This window comes from Paenibacillus algorifonticola, assembly GCF_050481745.1.
In the GTDB taxonomy this organism is placed as follows: domain Bacteria; phylum Bacillota; class Bacilli; order Paenibacillales; family Paenibacillaceae; genus Pristimantibacillus; species Pristimantibacillus algorifonticola_A.
Genome location: NZ_JBCNGR010000016.1, coordinates 1 through 21,702, shown reverse-complemented (window position 1 = coordinate 21,702; position 21,702 = coordinate 1). Strand labels below are relative to the sequence as shown.

At 50.3% G+C, this 21,702-nt stretch carries 19 protein-coding genes and 1 pseudogene; 5 read left to right on the top strand and 15 right to left on the bottom strand.

Going from position 1 to position 21,702, the window contains the following annotated elements:
* The first annotated feature begins 470 nt into the window (after window positions 1–470).
* Window positions 471–1,850 carry a stalk domain-containing protein gene (locus ABEW34_RS15320; RefSeq protein WP_430160066.1) on the top strand — a complete coding sequence of 460 codons (1,380 nt, stop codon included), beginning with the start codon at window positions 471–473 and terminating at the stop codon, window positions 1,848–1,850.
* Between the two features lie 128 nt (window positions 1,851–1,978).
* Here ABEW34_RS15320 and kapB read toward each other — a convergent pair whose 3' ends face one another.
* Window positions 1,979–2,365 carry a sporulation phosphorelay system protein KapB gene (kapB, locus tag ABEW34_RS15315; protein WP_430160065.1) on the bottom strand — a complete coding sequence of 129 codons (387 nt, stop codon included), beginning with the start codon at window positions 2,363–2,365 and terminating at the stop codon, window positions 1,979–1,981.
* 305 nt (window positions 2,366–2,670) lie between these two features.
* Between kapB and ABEW34_RS15310 the strand changes: the two genes are divergently transcribed.
* From ABEW34_RS15310 to ABEW34_RS15300, 3 genes are read left to right on the top strand one after another with little or no spacing between them, the layout of a single operon-like run.
* On the top strand, window positions 2,671–3,786 hold the full coding sequence (locus tag ABEW34_RS15310; RefSeq protein ID WP_430160064.1) for an MGDG synthase family glycosyltransferase: 1,116 nt from the start codon (window positions 2,671–2,673) through the stop codon (window positions 3,784–3,786).
* Window positions 3,787–3,834: 48 nt separating this feature from the next.
* The gene (locus tag ABEW34_RS15305) at window positions 3,835–5,250 is read left to right on the top strand and encodes an NAD-dependent malic enzyme (protein ID WP_430160063.1); all 1,416 of its coding nucleotides are present in this window, start codon (window positions 3,835–3,837) and stop codon (window positions 5,248–5,250) included.
* A 25-nt stretch (window positions 5,251–5,275) separates the two neighbouring features.
* Window positions 5,276–6,463 (top strand): acyltransferase, encoded by a 1,188-nt coding sequence (locus ABEW34_RS15300; RefSeq protein WP_430160062.1) that lies wholly within the window; start codon window positions 5,276–5,278, stop codon window positions 6,461–6,463.
* Window positions 6,464–6,577: 114 nt separating this feature from the next.
* On the opposite strand, the gene ABEW34_RS15295 is transcribed toward ABEW34_RS15300, so the two are convergent.
* The 7 genes from ABEW34_RS15295 to ABEW34_RS15265 all read right to left on the bottom strand — a co-directional run bounded on the left by ABEW34_RS15295 (window position 6,578) and on the right by ABEW34_RS15265 (window position 14,212).
* On the bottom strand, window positions 6,578–7,591 hold the full coding sequence (locus ABEW34_RS15295) for an SH3 domain-containing protein (RefSeq protein ID WP_430160061.1): 1,014 nt from the start codon (window positions 7,589–7,591) through the stop codon (window positions 6,578–6,580).
* Between the two features lie 357 nt (window positions 7,592–7,948).
* Complete coding sequence (locus tag ABEW34_RS15290; RefSeq protein WP_430160060.1) at window positions 7,949–8,833, bottom strand: cation diffusion facilitator family transporter; 885 nt, start codon at window positions 8,831–8,833, stop codon at window positions 7,949–7,951.
* A 172-nt stretch (window positions 8,834–9,005) separates the two neighbouring features.
* Entirely contained in the window at window positions 9,006–9,332 is a 327-nt protein-coding gene (locus ABEW34_RS15285; protein WP_430160059.1) for an L-rhamnose mutarotase, read from the bottom strand.
* A 33-nt stretch (window positions 9,333–9,365) separates the two neighbouring features.
* Window positions 9,366–10,418 (bottom strand): rhamnose ABC transporter substrate-binding protein, encoded by a 1,053-nt coding sequence (rhaS, locus tag ABEW34_RS15280; RefSeq protein ID WP_430160058.1) that lies wholly within the window; start codon window positions 10,416–10,418, stop codon window positions 9,366–9,368.
* Between the two features lie 140 nt (window positions 10,419–10,558).
* On the bottom strand, window positions 10,559–11,551 hold the full coding sequence (locus ABEW34_RS15275; RefSeq protein ID WP_430160057.1) for an ABC transporter permease: 993 nt from the start codon (window positions 11,549–11,551) through the stop codon (window positions 10,559–10,561).
* A gap of 2 nt (window positions 11,552–11,553) precedes the next feature.
* Window positions 11,554–12,591: an ABC transporter permease gene (locus ABEW34_RS15270; RefSeq protein WP_430160056.1), complete on the bottom strand. Its 1,038-nt coding sequence runs from the start codon at window positions 12,589–12,591 to the stop codon at window positions 11,554–11,556.
* A gap of 106 nt (window positions 12,592–12,697) precedes the next feature.
* The gene (locus ABEW34_RS15265) at window positions 12,698–14,212 is read right to left on the bottom strand and encodes a sugar ABC transporter ATP-binding protein (RefSeq protein ID WP_430160055.1); all 1,515 of its coding nucleotides are present in this window, start codon (window positions 14,210–14,212) and stop codon (window positions 12,698–12,700) included.
* Between the two features lie 279 nt (window positions 14,213–14,491).
* On the opposite strand from ABEW34_RS15265, the gene ABEW34_RS15260 reads away from it, so the two are divergent.
* On the top strand, window positions 14,492–15,637 hold the full coding sequence (locus ABEW34_RS15260) for a DUF6688 domain-containing protein (protein ID WP_430160054.1): 1,146 nt from the start codon (window positions 14,492–14,494) through the stop codon (window positions 15,635–15,637).
* A gap of 254 nt (window positions 15,638–15,891) precedes the next feature.
* Here ABEW34_RS15260 and ABEW34_RS15255 read toward each other — a convergent pair whose 3' ends face one another.
* The 7 genes and pseudogenes from ABEW34_RS15255 to ABEW34_RS15225 form a co-directional block, all read right to left on the bottom strand.
* Window positions 15,892–17,772 (bottom strand): FtsX-like permease family protein, encoded by a 1,881-nt coding sequence (locus ABEW34_RS15255; protein ID WP_430160053.1) that lies wholly within the window; start codon window positions 17,770–17,772, stop codon window positions 15,892–15,894.
* On the bottom strand, window positions 17,738–18,511 hold the full coding sequence (locus tag ABEW34_RS15250) for an ABC transporter ATP-binding protein (RefSeq protein WP_430160052.1): 774 nt from the start codon (window positions 18,509–18,511) through the stop codon (window positions 17,738–17,740). Before ABEW34_RS15250 ends, ABEW34_RS15255 begins: the two co-directional genes overlap by 35 nt.
* Before the next feature lie 88 nt (window positions 18,512–18,599).
* A complete protein-coding gene (locus ABEW34_RS15245) occupies window positions 18,600–19,640 on the bottom strand; it encodes an ATP-binding protein (protein ID WP_430160051.1) in 1,041 nt (346 codons plus the stop codon).
* Window positions 19,637–20,344, bottom strand: a complete 708-nt coding sequence (locus tag ABEW34_RS15240; RefSeq protein WP_430160050.1) for a response regulator transcription factor — start codon at window positions 20,342–20,344, stop codon at window positions 19,637–19,639. Before ABEW34_RS15240 ends, ABEW34_RS15245 begins: the two co-directional genes overlap by 4 nt.
* 157 nt (window positions 20,345–20,501) lie before the next feature.
* Window positions 20,502–20,741: pseudogene (locus ABEW34_RS15235) on the bottom strand (polymorphic toxin-type HINT domain-containing protein); the annotation flags it as partial.
* Window positions 20,742–20,998: 257 nt separating this feature from the next.
* Window positions 20,999–21,250, bottom strand: coding sequence for a hypothetical protein (locus ABEW34_RS15230; protein ID WP_056034238.1), 252 nt, complete (start codon window positions 21,248–21,250; stop codon window positions 20,999–21,001).
* Window positions 21,251–21,252: 2 nt separating this feature from the next.
* Window positions 21,253–21,702: hypothetical protein (locus ABEW34_RS15225; protein ID WP_430160049.1), on the bottom strand; the 450-nt coding region annotated here is incomplete at its 5' end.

The window sequence follows — 21,702 nt, the reverse complement described above, 5'->3', positions numbered from 1 at the left end:
GAAGATTTTTGGGGCGTGCATAACGGAACCAAGCCGATCGCTGTGAGAACAAGCAGTAATGCTTCATCAAACAGGCTTGTAGCTTGACAAGCGTAAACGGCTGAAGCCGTCCTTTAGTGGCAAAGCTGCCGTTTCGCGATGAAATATAAGCCCATTTATAAGTGTGAAACTTATAAACGCTTATATTTTAGCAAAACGGATAGCAGAGCCAATCCGCCAGCTTATCACTTTGCATAATTACTCAAACGACTGTATCCGGCAGCGCGCCGGATAGGTGTACACAAACTTTTTAGCTGCACTCGCAGGTAAACGTTCGTGTTATGTTGAATAAAATTAAGCAGCGCTGCGGGGATCGTTTGAGGTTGACCATATTCCGGGCTGTATTCCGCCACTTGCGATTATTACAGTATTTTAACATCAGGCCAAAACGGAATCAATTTAATATTTTCATAATTGGGAGCAGAACGGCAATGTTCGTGTTCTTACTGCAAACTTTATACACAATTATGCAAATGAATGAAAACCCGCTGCTACTATTTTATCAAAAGGAAGTGTCTATGTTGTCTGGAAAGTGGAGGAAAGTGTCGTTTCTATTTATCATTATCGGTTTATTAGTGGCTTCACCCGGCTTGAAAACAGCCGCCGCTGCAGAAGAAGATGCTGCTGCATCCTATCAAATCGTTGCGCTTGGAGATTCACTTACGGCCGGCTATGAGTATGGCTTTGATGCAAAATCTGTACCCTATGGCTATGTGGAGCATGTATATGAGCAGGCCTTGTTCCAGGGGCTTCGCGCGGAATATGTCAATTACGGCCTGCTGGGGCTGACGACAACTGGCTTTAGCCAATTGCTTGGCGCGGCTAAAGATGGCAAAAGCGTCACCGTGAGCGACGTGCAGCCTGGCCTGAAGGACCCGCGTGCCACTAGCATTATTGGCGATGCGACAAAAATCGGAGACAGCATCCGCGGCGCCAATCTCATCATCATGACGATTGGCGGCAATGATCTGCTTGGGGTAGCTGCACAAATCACTTCCACAACGACAGATGAGGAGAAAGCACAGCTGCTGCAGGCTGCACTGGATCAATATGAAACGGGACTGACTGCGGGGCTACAGGCGGCAACGTCACTCGCGCCAAAAGCTAAACTCGTGATCGCCGATCAATATATGCCGATTCCAGCAACGATTACGGTTGGCAGCCTAAGCTTTCCTCTGCCACCAGATGCAGCGCGCCTGCGGGAATTTGAATTACAGGCGCTGAGCCAGCTTAATGAAAAGCTAAAAACGATTGTTGCCGCTATAAAAGCGGAAGGCATCGATATTACCATTACTGAGGTCAGCAAGCCTTTTGTCGGCAAGGAGCTGGAATATACATCAATCGCCAACAGCGATGTTCACCCGACTCGCCTTGGGTACGCTGCTATGGGTCACACTTATTCTACCACAATATGGAATAAATATTTGAAAGTTCGCACTCGCCCAGCGAATGTGCCCGTCTCGGTAGTTGTACGCGGCAAGGAACTGCCAGCTGCTTCCCCTGCCACCATGAAGAGCAATCGCACCTTCGTACCGATGCGCGACATTACAGATGCCATTGGAGCGAAGCTTGTCTGGAACAAAACGACCCAAACGGCAGCCGTTTCCTACAATAAACATACGGTAGCGTTTACGATTGGATCGTCAACCATACTCGTTGATGGCGTGAAGAAAAAACTGAACAGTCCTGCCGCTTATTTGCAAAAGAACGGCAAAGAGCAAAAAACCTATTTGCCGCTAGCGGTCCTCTCTGATGAGCTTGGCTTGCAGGTTACCTACCGCAGTACGCTTCAAGCTGTCTTCATCAATTAGCTTTAAGCTGGGAAAGCAGGTCGGCGCAAGACTAGTCATAAATGAAACAAATGGCAGCCGTCCTAAGTGAACGACTGCCATTTGTTTTATACGATTGGCGCAATCCAGTCCATCGGCTGCAGCAATGGCTACTTGTATTGCTTTCCAAGCTGCTCAAGCAAAGCAAGCCCCTGCTCGGACCAGCGCCTTAACCGGTCAAGCGTGGCCACTTCGGCTGCCAAAGCCGCATGCAGCGATTCGCGGTAATCCGGCACATGGCCGCTAAAGGTCTGCAGCTGGCGCAGCGGAATCATCGTCTTCTCTGTATAGGCCAGCGCCGGCCGCTCATGAAATAGCGGTACATCCGGCTCATACGGATGGTGCAAGTCACCTTGCTGTGGATGCTTAAGGACAGCCAGCACCTTGAACAAGGCACGGGGCCCGTGCAATTCCATTACTTCTCCTACATATTGTCCCGATCTTACTTCCGCTTTTACAATGGCTCCGACTTCAAATGTGCTCCTTGCTTCTTCCATTAAGCATGCCTCCTACTTAAGTGCCGTATGCAGCTTCTAAAAACAGCCGCAACACCCGCTTTATTTTAAATGAAACGATCATGATGAATAATCTGCTTCCGGTTAATGCCATTCTAATCATAAAGGACAATAGCGCCGGCAGGCAAGCTCTGAACCCCGCTGCTTGCGACAGGTTGCTGCACCAGCATATTGAGCAAGCTACTAATGAACGCAACAGGTGTGGCCGCTTGCATTTTAATAACCTGGAATGACTTGTGTTCCCAACCTTGGCGACGTATTATGGAATTAGAAAAGTAGGTGACATTATGCGTAAGAAAAGAGTGCTGCTGCTCTCCGAGGGCTTCGGCTCGGGACATACGCAAGCCGCATATGCTTTAGCGGCGGGATTGCGCCAAATTAACCCCGAGATTCAAACCCGCGTTATCGAGCTGGGCAAATTTCTTAATCCGGTTGTCGGGCCATGGATTATGTCTGCTTATCGCAAAACCGTAAGCAAGCAGCCAAAAATGGTCGGCCTGATGTATCGCAGCAATTACAAGAAATCGCTTAACCGATTTACGCAGCTTGCTCTTCATCGCATGTTCTATACACAAACGTCGCAGGTTATTTCCCAGTTGAAGCCGGATCTTATCGTATGTACGCATCCTGTTCCCAATGCAGTCGTAGGCAGGCTAAAGCGTCTTGGACTACATATTCCGCTTTACACGCTTATTACCGATTACGATGCTCATGGCGCATGGGTCAATCCGGAGGTCAGCAAATACCTGGTATCTACCCCGCTTGTGAGAAACAAGCTGATGGAGCGCGGCGTAATACCCATGAAGATAGAAGTGACCGGCATTCCGGTACACCCGAACTTCTGGACAACCTACGACAAGCAGGAGCTGCTGCAAAAGTTCAACTTAAAGCCTATGCCTACCGTGCTTATAATGGGTGGCGGGTGGGGATTGATGTATGAAGACAATCTCCTTGAATATATGACCAAGTGGCGCGACAACATACAGTTGATATTCTGCGTAGGCAGCAATGAGAAGGTAAGGGAGAAAATGCTTTCGAGCACCATGTTCCAGCATCCGAACATTCAAGTGCTCGGGTTTACGAACGAGATCAGCAAGCTGATGGACATTGCCGATCTGCTCGTGACGAAGCCTGGCGGGATGACCTGTACCGAAGGCATGAGCAAAGGAATGCCGATGCTTTTCTATGAACCGATTCCGGGACAGGAAGAAGAAAACTGCGAATATTTTATCCGCAATGGCTTTGGTGAAATGCTTGATTCTGCTGCTATGGTAGATAAGTGGTTTGCCATGATTCAGGAACCGTATACCTCAGGCCAATTCCGAGAAAGCTTGCTAACGAAGCGCAACCAACAATACGACCCGAAGAGCTGCCCGAATGCCGTCCTGCGTTTAATGCAGTGACGGCGTTTTTGTCAGACTCACGGCCAATCGATAAGGAGTGGAGAGCGAATGAAGGAACGCAGCATGGACGGTAAAACGATTATTTTACGGGTGGAAATCGATATTCAGCAAGCACAGTTCGGCAAGGCCGCGACGGCTATTGAGACTGCTGGCGGCGATATTATAGCGATTGACGTCATTCATACCGATAAAACAACGACCGTACGGGATTTGACCGTAAAGATGACCGAAGCAGGCACCGCCGATCGTATTTCCTCGGCTCTTGGCACGCTGCCCGGCATCCGCCTTCAGCACATTTCCGATCGCACCTTTCTGCTCCATCTCGGTGGCAAAATTACGGTTCAGCCAAAAACGCCGATTCAGAACCGCGACGATCTCTCGCGCGTTTACACACCGGACGTCGCAAGAGTATGCCAAGCAATTGAACAGGATCCGTCCAAAGCATTTACACTAACGATTAAACGCAACACCGTCGCTGTCGTCTCTGATGGCAGTGCCGTGCTTGGGCTTGGCAATATCGGGCCATATGCCGCAATGCCTGTCATGGAGGGCAAAGCGATGCTGTTCAAGCAATTCGCAGACGTTGATGCGTTTCCCATTTGCCTCGATACCCAAGATACGGAGCAAATTATTCAAGCCGTCAAACAATTAGCGCCGGGTTTCGGCGGCATTAATCTGGAAGATATTTCCGCACCGCGCTGCTTTGAAATCGAACGCCGGTTGCGTGAAGAGCTTGATATCCCAGTGTTTCACGATGATCAGCATGGCACAGCCGTCGTTCTGTTCGCCGCTATGCTGAACGCGCTCAAGCTGACGGGCCGAAACATTTCTAATACCCGCTTCGTTATATGTGGTATTGGAGCAGCAGGTACGGCTTGTACCAAGATGCTGCTTGCCGGCGGCGCAAAACATATTATTGGAGTCGACCGTGAAGGGATTTTAACCGCTGATCGCCACTATGACAACGGCATGTGGCAGTGGTACGCCGAACACACAAATGCCGAGAAGAAGACGGGCCATTTGGCCGAAGCGCTTGCTGGTGCAGATGTTTTTATTGGCGTATCGGCAGGCGGGATTTTGTCTAGAGCGCATGTTGAGTCGATGAATGCAGAGCCTATCGTATTTGCTATGGCGAATCCCGAGCCTGAAATTCGTCCAGAGCTGGTCGAGGATATCGTTGCTGTGTTTGCAACAGGGCGATCCGATTATCCGAATCAAATTAACAACGTGCTGTGCTTTCCGGGGATTTTCCGCGGGGCGCTCGATAGCCGTGCAACTACCATAAATGAAGAAATGAAGCTGGCTGCCGCCGAAGCGATTGCTTCTGTCATTAGCGACGACGAGCTCAGCCCGATGTATATTATCCCGAGCGTTTTCAATGTCAAAGTAGTCGAAGAGGTGCGAAAACGCATCATCCATGCTGCTATCGAAAGCGGTGTAGCTCGCAGACATCCGCGCGAATAGCCTCACAGAAAGGAAGAAATGCTACATGTCTACAGCATCCTTGCAGCGCCGGGAAGCGATTCCCGAGCTGCAGATTGTTCGTGCAATGGCCATATTAGGTGTATTATCGGTCCACTCGACCTCCTACGCTACGCTGAAAATGGTCAATTCCGGCTACTATTTCTTGTATAACTTTTTTAATATATTTATGAAGTTCGGCACGCCGACCTTTATTTTTCTAAGCAGCTTCGTCCTATTTTACAATTATTATACGAGGCCGCTGGACGCCAAGCTGATTGGGTCCTTTTATAAACGCAGAGCGCTGTATATCATTATTCCTTATTTGGTGTTTTCCATTATTTATTTCACTCTGCTGCATTACAACTACTATCCAAACAGGCCGCTTGACCAAACGCTAAGCAGCTTCTGGGACAAGGTGTTGACCGGCAACGCCTATACGCATTTGTATTTTGTGTTTATCAGCATCCAGTTTTATTTGCTTCTCCCTTTGTTTCTATGGCTGCTGAAAAAGTTCCCGTCTCTAGTCAAATGGGCGATACCAGCTGGCTTTGCCATTCAATGGGCATTCGTTCTCATTAATAAATACGCGCTGACGACGCCGATACCGAATAAGGGCAGCTACTCGCTATCCTACTTCTCCTACTATTTGATGGGGGCAGCAATCGGTATCTATTTTCCGAAAATCAAGCATTGGATCATTATAAATAAACAAAATGCGAGTAAAACGCGAGTTGCGGCATGGATTGCATTATGGTGCCTATGGCTTGCCGCTGGACTATGGCATGTAAGCAATTGGTATGATACGAGACTTAAAATCGAGAGCTACCACTCGCTGCTGTATGAGTTTTTATGGAATATGCATACTTTCTTCTCGGCGCTTGTGCTGCTGCAGCTTGGCTTTCTGCTCTACCGCAAGGCCGCGCCTTGGCTAGTCTCCCTGCTCTCAAAGCTTGGCGCTTTATCGTTCGGCATTTATTTGGTTCATCCGTTCATCCTGTTCTACTACCGCGAATATCCGCCTGTGACAGGCAATTCCTTGCTGCTGCACAGCTGGTATGTGGGCGGCTATGTAGCTGCGCTCGTCGGCTCTTGGATAATCGTTTCATTAGCCGCACGTTTTTTACCATTCTCCTGGGTGCTGTTCGGCAATTTGCCGAAGCCGGGGAAACAGTCGCAAACGCCAATCGCACCGCAGAAAGACTTTACAGCTTAATCCCAAGTTGGCTCAATGAGCAGCCTCCAGCATCAATCGTTGCATAGCGATGAGTGCTGGAGGCTGATTTTTTATAGCAGATGTTTCAAAATTGGTGGTTGTCCCTTGCCCGGCCTACAGCGCGCTGCCTCCATACAGGAATCGGTATTCCCAATGTGTGCCTGCTATGCTGCTTATCGTTACGCCGCCAGACTCATTGGAATATGTATGCAAAATTTTGCCGTCCCCTAAATAAATGCCATCATGCGTAATCGTTGCTGTTGCTTTGTTCGTACCCGCATAGGCAGAAGCTTTACTTCCCTTATAAGACATGAAAAACATAATATCGCCACGCTTAAGCTGGCGCCAGTCCGTCACCGCTTTCCCTCGCTGCGCCACATGCTCCCCTTGCCCCCTTGAATCAGCAGGCAGCTTAATGCCTACCCCATCCAGAAAGGCTTGCCTTACAAAATCCGAGCAATCAAATGTGGCTGTCGTGCTGCGGCTTGAGCCATATTCATAAGGCGTACCTAAATATTTAAGCCCCGCCGCAATGACGCCTTCCACAGAACCGGTCGATGGTGCTGTAGTGCCAGGCGATCCACCTGAGCTGCCTGAACCGCTGCCACTGCCGCCTGATGAAACGTTTCCTGAGACGCTAATATATTGGGATTGAGAACTGACATAACCAGCTTGTCCAGAAGAATCTTTAATTTCATACCAACTGCCGTTTGGCTGGGATACAATCGCTACCTGCTCACCAGCCTGCAAAAACCGGATACGGCTAGCCGAAAGCGCTGCGCCTGTCCGGAAGGATACCGATTTTTTAATGGTGCCTGTTGCCGTATTCGGAGTCGATACGGAGGACACGGAGAAATAGGAAGGCGAAGCATAGCCTGTCCGGCCAGAGGAATCCTGAAGCTTGTACCAATATGCGTTTGACGCATCCAGAATTGTGACCTGTTCTCCTTTTTTTAGCATGCGAATAACGGGAGCTGAGGCCGATGGTGCACTGCGGAAGTTCACGCCTGCATCTACGGTCGCGCTCTGAGCAGCCATCACTGTGGGAATTGAAGCCGAGACAGAACCGAGCAATAGGGATGCGGTGAAAGCGGCGGTAATCATCCTTTTTTTCATGGTGTGTTTCAAGCTGTACGCCTCCTTGGTTGTTTAAAAAATAAATAAATGGTGCTCCAACCATTGTAGGGGCGGCTGCTTGCTGACAGCATCAACCTTTTTTCCTATTTGCCAATTTACCAAATTGGTAAATTGGAAGCAATAAAAATTCGCAGCAAAAAACGAAGAGGCCTTCGCATTTGCGAATGGCCCCTTCAAATAAAGCGCTGCAGCTACTGCTGTTGCTCACTTTACTGCTCTTTTTGCCCAACCTAGAAAACGAGACTATAGTCGCGATAATCAATTGAGACTAAAGTATTAGATAAATTGGTTTATTTTACCTTGGGAACAATTACATCCCTTTTATTCGACATGTTACTCGGCATTTGACTACAATTTAGCATGCTCCAGCTCATGGGGTTCTACATGGACATGCACACTCATAATATTATGCTTGCGCTCCATGCGATGCTCAATTTCATCGCAAATGACATGGCTCTCGATCAGTGTGAGCTCGGGATCAACCTGTACAATAACGTCAACAAGCACGTTGCTGCCATGAACGCGGGCTTTAATATCCTTAATGGATTTTACCCCTTTCGTGCGTTCAATCGTCGCCCTTAGCGTCGTCAGCTCATTCTCATCAAAGCCATCCGTCAGCGCATGGGTCGAGCTGTAGAAAATTTCCCAAGCCGTCTTGCAAATGATAACACCAACTGCAATGGCTGCTACTGGATCTAACCAAGGCAGGCCGAACTGCGCGCCAATAATGCCGATCGCAGCTCCCGTACTGACGAGCGCATCGGATAAATTATCCTTTGCCGCCGCCATAAGCGCCTGATTGTTAATTCGCTTCGCCAGCCGGCGATTGTAATAATAAACGCTTAGCATGACGACAGCAGAAAAAATGGCGATCCACGCCGAGTTAAGGGATGGCGCCGCTTCTTTTCCCGACCAAAGCGAACCGACAGCAGTAATCAATACCTGGATGCCGACCGTTGCCATAATAAAGGACGCAATCAGCGCGGCAATCGTCTCTGCCCGAAAATGTCCATACGGATGATCTTTATCCGGCGGCTTCTGTGAAATTCGCAAACCGATAAGGACCGCCAGCGATGCCACAATATCCGTTAAATTGTTAAACCCGTCCGCAACGAGCGCTCCAGAAGCAAAATAGTAGCCGCCTCCCAGCTTTAGTGCGGTCAGCGTCAAATACGTCGCAATGCTGAGCCAAGCACCCTTCTCGCCCTGCTTGATTTTTTCATACTGATCCAAAGCGTCCTTACCTCATTTCCTAATGATCTCCAAGTAAAGGTATCATACCCGACTAAACCAGAGTGGGTCTAGAGAAACAGTGTTGACCTTATGCGTACTTTTATGCAGCAGGGCAACACTTTACCTTGGAAATCGCATAGCAGCAGGGGCTGAGGCGGATCGCTTTAAAATACTATTTCAGAAAAAAAACTTCACGGAGCGGCTTAATGGGTTCGGCTTGCTGAAAATCAAAGGAGCCTTGAACCATTTTTGACGTCAGGGCATTCCAGCGGTTGCAGGCATCGCTATCGGCCATGTAGGCGAAGGCCGCTTCCACATCATCGCACTCAAAGCAATAGAAAAACTGCGTGCCATTTTGAAAAATAGAATAGTTGGAGATGCCGGCACTGCGATGCTCTTCCATGATTTCCGGCCACGGATCAAGATGCATCCGCACATATTCCTCCAAGGATTCCTCCTTCACCTGCCAGCTCCAGGCATATTTATTGCTCAGTGCCATGATGCTTCCTCCTTTTTTTAGCCCGGCCCGGTTTTAGTAGACTTCCTTCCACTCTGCAATGTTGGCCGCGTCAAATTTGAATGGATCGCCGAGCATAATTTGCGTGCCGCCAACGTCAACGATTACTTCTTTATCACCAAGGCGTCCTGCTGTAAACTTGTCGCCTACCTCGCCTTTAATGGTGCCATTCACCAGCGCGTCAGCCGCATAGCCAGACAAGTAGCCTACATCAAGCGGGTTCCACAAATACATCCATTCACTCACGCCGCCTTCAATATATTCCGCCATTTCGCTTGGCAGGCCGAGGCCCGTCAGATGAACTTTGCCTTTTAGCCCTTTGTCGATAAGCACTTTGCCTGCCGCTGCAATCCCTACTGTCGTTGGCGCAATGATCCCCTTCAGGTCTGGATACGATTTGAGCAGCGCCTCTGTTTCCGATACGCTTTTATCCCGCAAATCGTCGCCATAAGCGACCTTCACTAGCTCGATGTCTTTGTATTTCGGGTCCTCCAGCTCTTTCTTCATCCATTCAATCCAAGTATTCTGGTTCGTCGCCTGCGAAGTCGCACTGAGAACTGCAATTTGCCCTTTACCGCCGATCATGTCGGAAATGGCCTGTATCTGTACACGCCCAATACGCTCAGGGTCTGCTTGGTTAATGTGCACCATCCGGCTTTCCCCATTAACCGCGGAATCAAGCGACAGCACCTTGATCCCTTGATCCATCGCTTTTTTAAGTGCAGGCTGCAAGGCGTCGGGATCATTGCCGACGATGGCGATAGACGCAACCTTTTGCGAGATGAGCTCCTCAATCATTTGAATTTGCGCTTCAGCAGTCGGCTGATCCGGCGCCTTCAAAATCGCCTCATGCCCCAGCTCCTCTATCGCCTGCTTAAAGCCTTCCATTTCTTTCTCGCCATACGGGTTGCCCGTATTTTTAAAGATAATGGCAAATTTCTTCTTTCCTCCGCTCGGACCAGTATCGCCGCTGGACTCTCCTGCCGGCTTGCTTCCCGAAGTGCTGCATGCAGCTAAAACCGTTAACACCATGATTACTGTCAAAAATGTCGCTAAAACCTTTTTCATCTGTATTGCCTCCCTTTTATCATTTGTATATAAAAAGCTGCATCTTTCCCGGATGAGCCGGGCAGGCTGCCGCAAACGAAACGCTTCTCTCTCTGCTGCCCGCTCCTGTTAAACATGCAGCCGTTTACCGCGTGTTGCGCTTAGCGGCTTGGCTTCTTGGCAGAAGAAGACAGCTTAAGCTTCGGCAGCATAACCGCTACGATGAGCAGCAGACCGAGAATAATAAGCAGCATTTGCGCAGGCACATTGACGAGCCCTAGACCGTATCGCAGGAAGCCGATCAGGAAAACGGCCAAAATCGCGCCGATCATCCGCCCTTTGCCGCCCGCTGTGCTAATGCCGCCTAGAACGACCATCGCAATAACATCCAGCTCATAGCCTGTCGCCACATTCGGTCTCGTGCTGCCCATCCGCGAGGTGAGGAATAACGCCGTAACCGCCGCCATTAAGCCCGCCAAGGTGAAGACGATAATTTTCATCCGTTCGACGCGAATGCCCGAGAAGCGGCTCGCTGTCAAATTGTTGCCCATCGCATAGATGCGCCGCCCGAAAGTCGTACGATGCAGCAGCACGATAAACACCGCCGCGCATCCTGCAAAAACAATGAGGATGAATGGAATCGGGCCGACGTAGCCCCAGCCAAGAAAGCTGAACCACTCTGGAAACTTGCCTGCCGCTTGATCCTCCAGCAAAATATAAGCGATGCCGCGATAAATAATCATCGTTGCCAGCGTCACGATGACCGAGGACAGCTCCTTGAACTTGACGATTAACAGGCCATTAATGAAGCCGCATACGACGCCGACGCCGAGGCAAATCAGCATCGCCAGCGGCATAGGAACGCCTGAGTTATATAAGTCCGCCATGATGACGGAGGATAACGCAACAATCGACGCTACAGAAATATCAATGTCCCCAAGAATAATGATGAGCACCATCGGCAAAACGATAAACGCTTTATCAAGAAACGTCATCGTCGCATCCCGCAGGCTGTCAAAGCTCCAATAATACTCGGACAAATTCATATTCATTATGTTTACGGCAATAAATATCAGCACCAGCATCCATTCCCATTGCATAAAAAAGCGCTTCCATGAAAAGGCCCGGCTGCCCGAAATGACTCGTGTTTCCATCGTTAAATGTTCCTCCTCATGAGGTTATTGCGGTCAACGCCCCGTTTGACGAGCGCATTCGTAATAACAGCGATCAATATAATCGAGCCTTGAATGCCCGTCTGCCAAAAAGGCGATACATTAATAAGAGGCAGCGCATTATTTAGGATGCCGAGCAAAATCGAGCCAAGGATAACACCGGAAACTTTGCCCGAGCCGCCCGCAATGCTCACGCCGCCGAGTACACAGGCCGCAATTACGCTTAGCTCATACCCCATAGCTGTATCGCCTTGTGCAGAAGCGAACTTGGATACCCATAGTACACCGGCCAGACCAGATAAACCGCCCATAATCGAATAAACGAGCCATAAAATGCGATCATTGCGGATGCCGCTGATTTTCGCCGATTCCGGATTGCTGCCCACCGCGTAAATCTGCCTGCCGGTACGGGTGTGATTGATGAAATAATAAAATACGATGTAAATGACGACCGCAATGACGATCAGCGTATTGATGCCGAAAATCGAGCCTGTGGCGATCGCTTTGAAGCTGACCGGCATTTGATGGGCGCTCACCCATTTGCCGCCGCTGGCCATAAAGGTCAGCCCGCGGAACACGTTCATCATGCCGAGTGTGGCGATAATCGGGAGAATGCCCATTTTTGCAATGAGAAACCCGAGTACGATGCCGCACACTAGCCCGACAGCCGTTCCCAGCAAAATCGCAATCAGCGGATTGACCTCTGGAAAAGCGTTTACCGTCAGCGCGGCAATCATCCCCGATAGCGCCAGCGTCGCCCCAATCGACAGGTCGATGCCTCTCGTAATAATGACGAGCATCATGCCCGCCGCCAAAATACTTAATATCGCCGTATTCGTAATCATGTCGTTCATATTTTCCAGCGTTAGAAAGCTAGGATTGCGCAGCTGCACGAGGAGTGACAGCACAATAATAAATGCCAACAATCCCAGCTCGCGAAACTTCGCGACCACAGCGCTCAGCGACTGCTTCTCTGCCGGCTTGTTTACTAACCCCTTGGCAGCCATTTTTGTCTCGGCCATTGCCGTCCCACCCTTTTCGTTCATAATGGAATATTCCCCGTTCAAAAATAACGCTAGCGAATCGTCCCGTCTCACAGCAGCGGAATGTTCGCGCTTTAGCTCGCCGCTACGCCAGCACAACACTCGGGCCGCGACTTTCCATCGCCGCCTGCAAAATATTTTCCTGCGTTACCTCATCCTTGCCTAGCATCGCCGTCATTCGACCCTCACGCATAACGGCGACCCGGTCGCACATTCCGATGATTTCCGGCATTTCCGAGGAAATCATAATGATGCCGTAGCCTTGCCCCGCTAATGTGCTAATAATTTCATAAATGGCTGATTTCGCCCCAACATCTACGCCTTTCGTCGGCTCGTCGAGAATGAGAATATCGAGGTCAGCCGTCAGCAGTTTGGCAAATACAACCTTCTGCTGATTGCCCCCAGATAGCGAGCTGACCAGATTGTAAATGCTTGGCGCCTTGACGTTCATTTTTTGCGCCAGCCTGACCGCTTCCACCTCCTCCTTCCCCGTATCAAGCGAGCCCTTGCTGACGAAGCGATCCAATGCGGATAGCGTGATATTGCGCGAAATTTCCCAGTCCAGCACCAGCCCCTGCTTCTGCCGATCCTCCGGCAAGTAGCCAATGCCAAGCTTCATCGCCTGCTGTGGATTGTCTATTCGCACCGGCTCGCCTTTCACATACACATTCCCTTTGTCATACGCTTCAATGCCGAACAGGCTTTGAAACACCTCCGTGCGGCCCGCGCCTACTAGGCCGGTAAAGCCCAAAATTTCACCACGCCGCAGCGAAAAAGAAATATCTGCGAAGTAGCCTGTTCTGCCCAGCCCCTCTGTACGGAGCACTTCCTCCCCCAGCTTTGCCTCCGTCTTCGGAAACAGCTGGGTAATTTCCCGGCCTACCATGGCGACGATTAAATCTTTATTGTCAATTTCATCGACCTGCCAGCTGCCGATATATTTGCCATCGCGGAACACGGTCACCTTGCTCGCCAGGCGATACATATCCTCGAAGCGATGGGAGATGAAAATAATCGAAGCTCCCCGATCGCGAAGCCGCTCCGTAATTCGGTACAGCTCCTCGCTCTCCCGCTTCGTGAGCGCCGCCGTCGGCTCATCCATAATGATGATTTTCGCCTCGGCGGATAGCGCTTTCGCAATTTCGACGATTTGCTGCTCCGCTACGCTGAGCGAGCCCATCAGTGTACGCGGGCTGAATGTTGCGCCAAGGTCATCCAGCAGCTTTTGCGCTTCCTTGTGCATCTCGCTCCAACGGATGCGACGCGTGCCTTTTTGCACCTTTTCATGCCCCATAAAAATATTTTCCGTCACGCTAAGATCCGGATAACAGGTGACATGCTGGTAAATCGCAGCGATGCCGAGGCGCTTCGCGTCATTCGGGTTTTGAAACCTCACCTTCTGCCCATTCACATACATCTCGCCTTCATCCGGTGCGTGCACGCCGGTAATAATTTTAATGAAGGTCGATTTGCCTGCTCCATTTTCACCCATTAGCGCATGAATTTCGCCGGGTCCCAACTGGAACAACACATCGCTTAGCGCCTTAACGCCGGGAAAGATTTTTGTAATCGCTTTCAATTCTAAAACATATGGCTCCATCGGCTTGCTCCTATTCATCAGCTTATTTAAAGCAAACATGAAATAGCTTTTTTGTGACGCTTTAGATGTTTATTTACTTTCTTTTGTGATTATTCATGTTCGTTGATTTATCATTTCGACATGTTGTGCGCGATTCCTTTTTTTGAAATCGGTTTTTTCGGAAAAATTTTTGAGTTCGCTAGACCGAAATTGGGTAAATATGAGAGGATATAAGGATGAGACTGCGAGACTGCCTGGCGTTACATCACCGTTGTCCGCATTATTTAAGGAGTGAACCGCTTGATTTTGTATCTATTTTTGTTTATTGCTATCTTTCTTTTCCCAGTCAGTTCCATAGTATTAATGATTCGCAGCTGGATCGTAGATGAGCGTACAACCGTTAAAAAGGTGCATGTGAAAATAATGGAGTTGCTGTCCTTCCTCGCAATGGTTGGGTTTCTAGGGCTAGGCTTTCTGTTCAACAGCTACGGTATAGCAGGAGGATTGCCGCTGCAGCAGAGTGAGCTGACGGGGAACTTCATGGATGGCTACGCTACTCTTTCCAATGATTATGTAGTGACCGTTATTTGCAGCCTTATTTTGAGTGGCTTCGCTTATGGGGCGTTGAAATGGACTAGAGGAGCTTTATCGCCGATTCTTTTTGCAGCAGCCTCTGTCCTCCTAATTGCTAATGTCATCTTCGCTATCGTGTATTTCTCGCACATCGGCTTCGGCCGTTACGGCGATGATTCCGCTGGAGCCACTCCTATTATTTTGCTGCATTTGGGCTTCGCGTGCTTAATCGGACTATATGCAGCTGAGCTTAAGCATTCCGCCAATGCGTTTATGCACCGCGCCCAGCAAGAAGAGATCGTGTACAGCAGCAAATGGCTGCGGTCCATGGACTATTTTCACCAAAAATATTCACGGCTGCCACTGCTCTGGTCGATTGCCTTTTTCCCGGTCATGTTAATCGTCCAGCTGGTGCTTGTGCTGTTCGGGCAGCGCCCGGATAGCTTCATCCGTGTATTTCTCGAAACGAGCAGCTTTCATTATTCGAAGTTGCCCACCCCTCCGCCGATTATCGTGCCGGGAGACGGTCATTATTTATGCACCGTTTCGGTGAGGGGGCATCGCAAAATCGTCAAGCCGCTGCGCGCAGGGCTTCGGCACGGCAACAGAATCGTCGTCAACCGCCAGCTGCTGGTTGCGAATGCTTTTGAAAATATTATTGAAGAGTACGCGCCGCGAACGCACAAAATCATTCGCCGCTGCTATGACAAATATGGTTATCCGCTCAGCAAACACATCAATCAGCCGTGGTCCGCCGATGTCGTTTACCTGCTGATGAAGCCGCTGGAATGGTTGTTCCTCGCCGTATTATATACGGTCGATCGAAATCCCGAAAACCGCATTCATCGGCAGTATAGTGAGTTGCGGGAATAGCATTATGGGCAGTGGACTTGCTTAATACCTCATCACCGAATCTTTTACCATCACGCTTCGCTGTTCGTAGCAGTCGGCGCAATGATTACGATTATTGCCCTGCTGTCAGGCATCGCCCCCGAAGCTGACGAACAAGGAGCAAGACTGCCGGGATCGAATTCCGGCGGTCTTGCTCCTTGTTCCGCGCATCCGGCAATCTGCTTGCTCCGGACTTACCCCGGCTCTCGCTTTCGAACGAATGTTCAGCGCTACATTCACATAGCCTGTCTAATGCTGCGGATGTAGTAGAAGCGGGCGATCAGAAAGTAGACCAGTTGAATCAGCAGGAAGCCGCCCAACACCAGCGCCGCCTCCTTCGCAAGCGAGGACATGAACATATGTTGCAACGCTGTCAGCGCTACCGCGCCGTGTACCAGCGCCACCGCTACAGGAGCGAAGAACAGCAGCAGCATCTGCCTGCTGACGATACGAGACAGCTCGTCGGAGGTCAGCCCAAGCTTCGTAATCATCGCAAATTTGCGCTTGTCGTCATCCAGATCCTGGTACAGTCGGAAATACAGGAAGCTGCCCGCAGCTACAAAGAAGATCACCCCGATGAACAGTCCGATGAACAGCACAATATTATAATTACGCAGCATTTGATCCAGTTCATAGCTCTTGGCTCTGAAGGAGTAGGATGGGTGGCCTGCCTGAAGCAGCTTCTCCTTCAGTTCCTTGCCTGCCTTCCGCTTGTCCGTTCCCTCGTCCAGATCCCATAAGTAGAAGGCAAACAGATTGATCGGCTTTCCGAGCTCCGCGTACAGCTCGTCACTGACAATATAATAAGGCCGGAATCCCGGGACAGCCCCCTCAGGGACCTCCAGTTCAGGCTGGAGCGTTATCGCCGTTCCCTCTACTGTTATTGGTCGGAGCAGCTCGCCTGGCTTGGCAATCAGGTTCCCCCGAACATTGCTGACAACGATGACATCGTCGCCCGAAATCGCATGCTCCTCATTGCCGATCACCTGGGCCAGCTTGTTATAGCTCGACAGCGGCACAACCGCTACCGTCCCCTCTGCTCCAAAATAACCGCCCTCCACCTCATATTCCTTATAGCCTATCTGCTGCTCTCCCAGGTAACTGCGAATCGATTGCATATCCTGAGCCGTCCGCGGGCCGGAATAGGTGTACTGCAGCTCAAACGGCATGCCGGCCTCAATCTGCCTCTTCAGCAGTGCACCGAAGCAGATCAGCGTCCCAATCGCGGTGAAGGCCACCGTGGAAATTATGGAGATAATGAAAAAGGTACGCGCATTATCCTTCATCCGATATGCTAGATCGCTCAAGGTCAGCATATTGGTGCGCCGCCAGAACAAGCCCTTATTACGCTTCAACGTGTTAATTGCAAACACACTAAGCTGAGTGAACAAGAAATAAGTGCCGACAATGACGACGATGGTCACCGGAACAAATGCAACTAACACTATTGCACCTTTAGCCAGCAATGCTCCGACGTAGCCGCTCCCGAGCAGCAGCGCCGCCAGCAACGACAGCAGCAGGGAAGCGCGCGGGTCCGACTTGGGCGCTGTCGCCCCCTTGATCAGCTCAATAACCTTTTTACCGCGCAGGAGCATCACCGTGAACAGGGAAATGACTGCAAACAGCAGCATGAACGCGCCGAATGTAAGCATCATCGCCTCTTTGGGCCAATAGAAGGGCAGCGTATGATCCAAACGAAGTAAATTTTCCGCCGCCATCAAAATCGCCTTTGCCAGCACAAGGCCGAGACCAAGTCCGCCAAGCGTTGAGAAAAAACCGATCAGCAGATTTTCCAGGAAAATCATTAGACGCAGCTGGAAGGTGCTCATGCCATGCATGATGAGCAGGCCAAACTCCTTGTTGCGCGATTTCAGGAATGAGCTCATCGAGTACAGCACGAAGAATATGGCAAAAATATAAATAATAGCCTCCGCTGTATGCAGCCCGCGCGACACACCCTGTTGCAGATTCTCGTCAGCGAGAGCCGGATGGAAGGCGAACACCGCATAGACAAAAAACACAAGCACCGAAAACATGCTGCTGAAAAAAAAGGCGGCATACAGCCGTTTGTTGCGTAGCACATTATTGAAGGCGAATTGTCGAAAGGTCACTGGCATCACCCCCCAACAGCGACAGCGTATCGATAATGTTCTGGAAGAACGCTTGCCGATGCTCGCCGCGGTGAATCTCAGCGAACGGCTTGCCGTCCTTAATAAATACGACTCTGGAGCAGTAGCTTGCCGCTACCGCGTCATGGGTAACGAGCAGCATCGTCGTCAGGTCTTGCTGGTTGATCGTCTCCAGCGTCTGCATCACATCCCGCGCCGCCTTGGAATCAAGATTGCCGGTCGGCTCGTCCGCAAGCAGCAGCTTCGGCTGATGGATGATCGCTCTGGCGATCGCGACCCGCTGCGCCTGGCCGCCAGAAATTTCATACACCCGCTTGTCGGCAATCGCATCAATGCCCAGCTTGCGGGTCACGGCGGTCAGCCGCTCCTTCATCACAGCCATGCTTGAGCCTTCCAGCGTTAGTGGCAGCACAATATTTTCAGCCACGGTCAACGTATGAAGCAGGTTGAAATCCTGGAATACGAAGCCCAGCTCGCGCCGGCGGAAGCGGGCCAGCTCGTTGCGCCGCAGCTTGTGCGGATCGCTGCCGTTAATCAGAACGCTGCCTGAGGTCGGCATGTCGATCGTGGCAATCATATTCAGCAATGTCGTCTTACCGCTGCCAGAAGGCCCCATAATGCCAACGAACTCTCCTTCTTCCACCGAGAGGCTGATGCCCGAAAGCGCCCGATAGGCCAGCTTTGTGCCGTACACCTTGCTTACTTGATTCACTTGCAGCATTTCCATTCCTGTATCTCTCCCCTTTGTCTGAATCATCTACCTTCAGTTTACAGTGCAGGGAGCAGCTGTGCTATCGATTCGTCTTTCAGCAATCTTACATCGGTGTAAGGTTCGCCCTACCGGTGCCTACCGGTGCCTCAATGCCCCCGCGCTGCCAAGAGGGGAACAGCAGCCTGACCGCGGTGCCCTCGCCAGGGGCGGACACCAGTTCCACCTCATGCTGCAGGTGGTCGCAGGCCTGCTTCACCAGGTATAGCCCCATGCCGGTCGATTCACGGTAGCGCCGTCCGTTGGCCCCCGTATAGAATGGCTCGAACACGCGGCGAATGTCGGCACGCGAGATGCCAATGCCCTCGTCCCGCACCTCCAGAACAGCCTGCCCACCCTGCTCGCCGAGCGTCAGCTCCACCTTTTTATGCTCTCCCGCCGAATATTTGATCGCGTTCGTCAGCAACTGCACGATGATAAACACAAGCCATTTCTCATCCGTTCGCACCTGCAGCGACTTGTCTCCCTTTACCAAAGGGTAGACAAGACTACGGATAAACAACCGCTTGCACTCATGCACGGCCTGATCGGCAGCCACAGCCAGCGACACGAGCCTAATATGAAAATCATGCTCGAACGACTGCAGCCGCGCCGCATACAGTACCGTTTCCAGCCCGGTGCGCAGCCGGTCCGTCTCCTCGCGTATACTGCTTGTATACGGAGCTGCCGGCTCCTGCTGCAGCGTCAGCTCGATGACTGCAAGCGGCGTTTTCATCTGATGCACCCATTGGTTCATGAACAGCTGATGCGTATTCTGCTGCTGCTGCGAGTCAGTCAGCTGCTGCTGCAGCAGCTGGTAATGCGAGAGAAGCAGCTGCTGCAGCGCCTGTGGAGCGGGCGCCTGGTCGAGCGCCTCAATCCCCTCATCCAGCGTGGCAGGCTGCGAGGCCAGACGCTTGTAGTATTCTCTATGCGTCACATAACGAAAGCATAGGTAGGCGGCGAACAACAGCGCGCCGAGAAAGGCGGCGTACAGCACCATCTCTCCATTGCGGTAGCCGTCCAGCCAGCAGATCAGCAGCACCACTCCTATAATGACCGGCTGCAGCAGCAATAGCGCCAGATGATCGCGCCAGAACAGCCTCATTGCCTCTCCCCTCCTCGCCATGACGGCACAAGCCTGTAGCCAGTGCCGCGCAGCGTCTCCACTCCATCCTGAATGCCCAGCTCCTGAAGCTTGCGCCGCACACGGGCGATATTGACATTAAGTGTGTTCTCGTCCACATAGTTCTGGTCGTCCCACAGCTTCTCCAAAATTTCGTCCCGGCTGGCATACCTAGGCGCATGCACCATCAGCAGCTCGATAATATCCGCTTCCTTTTTGGTCAGCGCGGTATGACTGCCGAACAGCTCCAGCTCCAGACGCTCGGGGTACATTGTCAGCCCATCCAGCTCGTAGACGCGTTCCTGCGGTCTTGATGCATATTCACCATAAGAGCGGCGCAGCAAGCTGCGAATTTTGGCCATGACGACCTCGTAATGGAACGGCTTTGCTATATAGTCGTCTCCCCCGTTCTCCAGCGCCATCACCTGATCCATCTCACCGGCGCGCGCCGAGATGAACAGGATGGGACACGTCGATACCGTACGAATCTGGCGGCACCAGTAGTAGCCGTCGAATCGCGGCAAATTAATATCTAGCAGCACCAGCTCCGGCCGCATCTGCTCAAACTGCCCAAGAATCGCGCCAAAATCATCCGGCACGCAAACGGTATACCCATACCTCTCCATATAAGAGGTCAGCAGCGCCGAAAGCTTGGGATCGTCCTCAACAAGCATAATCGTATGCATTTCGCACCTCCAAATTTAGCTTAACGCTTATGACAATTATATCATTGCCGGGCCTACGGCGCGTACAACCTCCGCCGTGCTCTACAAGCTGCTGAGTCTAGGCTTCAACAATGTGGGGAGGAATGCGCTATAAACAGGAAATGTTATCCAAATAATCATCACTCGAAACAAGCAAGTCGCCGAATTTCAGGTCTTTAACAAACGTCCATCCCTTGCCATCAAGCCAGAATGGATGCTCGCCTGTGACCTCGATGATTTCATCCCCGATGTGGACGTAATAGATTTCGTCAGCCTGTTTCTGGAACAGCCCTACGACCTCTTTATAGGCCACTTCTCCGGTCTCATCATCCTTAGAGAGAACCTTATCCCCTACCTCGATTTCCTCGATCGGTTTCTCCTCTACTTGTTTCCTGCTAGAAGCCTTTCCCCATTCACCTCAGTGGTAACAGAGTCATAAAAAAAAAAACCTGAAAGGCAAAAGACCAATCAAGGTTTACAAAATTTAGCCTTCACATATTTGAATAATCTCTTTAGGATCAGATTCAAATAACTCGGGTATAAAGATTATGTTCTTTCTTCTTGCTCCGCTCGATTCATTCATTAGTGGGTAGCCCTAACAACTTGTAAAAATTGATCACATGAAAACCAAAATAATCATGATTCAAATGTAGTTCTTTCTGGGAACTCGCCCCCCTCTCTAACCAAGCAAATCACCAATCTTTGAGCTGCTCTATCAAAATAAAATTTGCTAGGAATATTAGGATCAGGTATAGACTCTATCTCGGAAAACTTCTTAGTTAACTTATGAAATTCAATTTTACCCATAACATCTTCATTTGGTCCAAATCTGTAGACAACTGTTTCGTCATCTTCCTGAACTTTTAGTAGCAATACATATGAAGCCAAATTTAATCCTCCTCATGTGGATACCATGGACGACCAGAATCAACCGTTCTATCATGTGCAGTCCTATAGTCTGTTTTAAAAATACCTTCAAATTTAGATTCAAAGAGTTCATGATTCAATAAGTCAATATCTTGTGGTTTAAATGATCCTTTTTGAAGTCTATCCCATGCTTGTGCGATTTCATAATCTGCTTCAAAGCGTCCAACACCATGTTCTTTAATATGCTCTTTAAAAAACAAGTGATCTTTTATTCTTCGAATTCTATTCACAGACATACCTGTATTTTGGGAAATACTCTGTATATCCACATTCGATTTTCTAAAGGAATCATACATTGCACCAGCAGCATCAAGTCGCTTTAGATATGCATCAACTGAAAGTTCTCTCCCACCTGTCTGAACATATCCCGTCCCCCGAGCAAAAAAACGTGATTTCAGCTTCGAACCTGCCCA